The sequence below is a fragment of the Paenibacillus sp. FSL R5-0490 genome, assembly GCF_001956215.1.
Taxonomy (GTDB): Bacteria; Bacillota; Bacilli; order Bacillales; family Cytobacillaceae; genus Cytobacillus.
The window spans coordinates 1-1,891 of the sequence record NZ_MRTQ01000053.1 but is presented as its reverse complement, the minus strand read 5'-3'; the positions used below and the strand labels follow the sequence as shown (position 1 = coordinate 1,891).

Sequence of the window (1,891 nt, the reverse complement as noted above, 5' to 3'; positions counted from 1 at the left end):
CTAGCGCTTCGATCAATCGACACTACGAACCCGATTGGTTCAACTAAGCCTCTGCCTGCGCGTCGGCAAGTTTCACTGTATCTCACCAATCGGGCCCTTACGGTCAGTTTGACCCCCACTTATCCTCCTTCGATTCTTCGGAGTCTTGAAGAGGGGGTCTTACTGCCCGTTAGACTGCGACAAAAAACCCGCACAGACCCTTCTCTTATATGAGAGAAAGTAATCTGTCCGGGCTAAAAAGATCCGTAAGGAAGAAACCTGCAAACGGCAGGGACCATTCCTTCTGCATGCCGGGCATATCAGCTTTCCCTCATAGTCCGGCAATTTACGGTTGCCAGGTAGAAACTTATGGGCCCTATTCCCATTATTATACGAGGGGTTTATTCACGTTTTATTAACTACCACCATATTAACAACATACCTGATATTCTGTCAATTGAAAAATCGAACAATACTAAAAGTCAGACAATTATTGTTCGGATTTTAGCCTTCTTCTCGTTTTGCCTCAAAAACAATCTGCCGGCCGGCCGGTTCATAATCGACTTTACTGCCTGTCTTAACTTCTTTAAAAATAGGCTTTTCAGTCCTTCTTACAGGTATATATCCAGCCTTTTTGATTCTTTCCAGGCACTGATCAATCGTTTCATTTTCCTGGATTTCGAATGACATTTTATTCTTGCCTTTGCTCATTGAGACAACTTTCCTCTCTTAACTGATTTTACCCAGAAGCCGCCATGGATCGTTTTCGGTTCATAAGCGATGATAAAGGCCTTAGGATCCAGCTCTTTAATCGTCTGATAAAGCTTCAACTCATATTTTCTCGGTGTCAGGATCTGCAGGGCCATCCGATCGCCTTCAAGACCATTGGCAGCCCAGTTGGTTACGCCATACCCTTTTTCCCTTAAGGCTTTTGGCAGGTCTCTGTCATATTCCTTTGTAATTACATTTACGGTAATATAGCCTAGGGCCAGCTTCTCTTCAATTTTCATCCCGACAATAACGCCGATTCCATAACCGACTGCATAAGCAATCAGATTTTGTATTTCATTCAGATTATCCAGAACCAGCCCCAGTCCAATGACATAGATAACAACTTCGATGGTGCTTATAAAAGCTGCCAGGTAACGCTGTCCCTTAAGCGTCAGAATCATCCTAATGGTGAAAAATGATACATATACGATATTAATGATCAGAATAATAGCGACCATAATAAAACTATTTTCCATCAATTCAAGTCCTCCTTCAGAGGGGAATTAAGAGGCAAATGAGTGTCCTCTTCCCATTAAGTCCCTATTGTACAAAAGAAATTGGCTTTTGATAACCTTTTTTCAAAAATTGATTCTTTGTGTATAGGTTATCCTTTTTTGTGTGGGATGAAACTGCTTATCTTTTAATGGGGTTTGTCTGGGTTAAAGAGGCTATATGCAGGAGAGAGGTTCGTAACAGTTTTATCTAGCAGATTTTGGAGTTTATCTAGCATGTATGGGGTTTTATCTAACATGTTTATAAGTTTATCTATCAAGTTTTCATTTTTATCTAACATATTGTGAAGTTTATCTTACATTTGGGATAATTCCTTTCTAAGAATGAAATCGATTATTAAAACAGACGGCGAGATGAGGAATGGCGCATATAATTTAATTCTGGCGCATAAATGCGAAAAGTGACGCATATATGTGCCCAAGTGAAGCATATCCTGAAAAAGTGACGCATATGTTGGCCGAAGTGACACATATCTGCACTTTTCAACTAAAAAGAAGAGTCCAACTGATTCAGATACCTATAATTACACATAAAAAAAAGCACCCATCAGGTGCTCTTTCATGTGCCCGGCAGCGTCCTACTCTCACAGGGGGACAGCCCCCAACTACCATCGGCGCTGAGAAGCTTA

The 1,891-nt window shown here is 41.1% G+C and carries 2 protein-coding genes and 1 riboswitch; both genes read right to left on the bottom strand.

Translation table 11 applies throughout. The annotated features are described in order from the left end of the window. Positions 1-293: 293 nt before the first annotated feature. Positions 294-395: riboswitch (purine riboswitch) on the bottom strand. Positions 396-483: 88 nt separating this feature from the next. Further along, the gene (locus BK139_RS23340; protein ID WP_076263583.1) at positions 484-690 is read right to left on the bottom strand and encodes an NETI motif-containing protein; all 207 of its coding nucleotides are present in this window, start codon (positions 688-690) and stop codon (positions 484-486) included. Beyond that, positions 687-1,229, bottom strand: coding sequence for a DUF2179 domain-containing protein (locus tag BK139_RS23335; RefSeq protein WP_076263580.1), 543 nt, complete (start codon positions 1,227-1,229; stop codon positions 687-689). Before BK139_RS23335 ends, BK139_RS23340 begins: the two co-directional genes overlap by 4 nt. Between the last annotated feature and the right edge of the window lie 662 nt (positions 1,230-1,891).

Coding starts and splice junctions, on each gene's coding strand:
- BK139_RS23340 (WP_076263583.1), bottom strand. CDS start 690: ATGAGCAAAGGCAAGAATAAAATGTCATTCGAAATCCAGGAAAATGAA.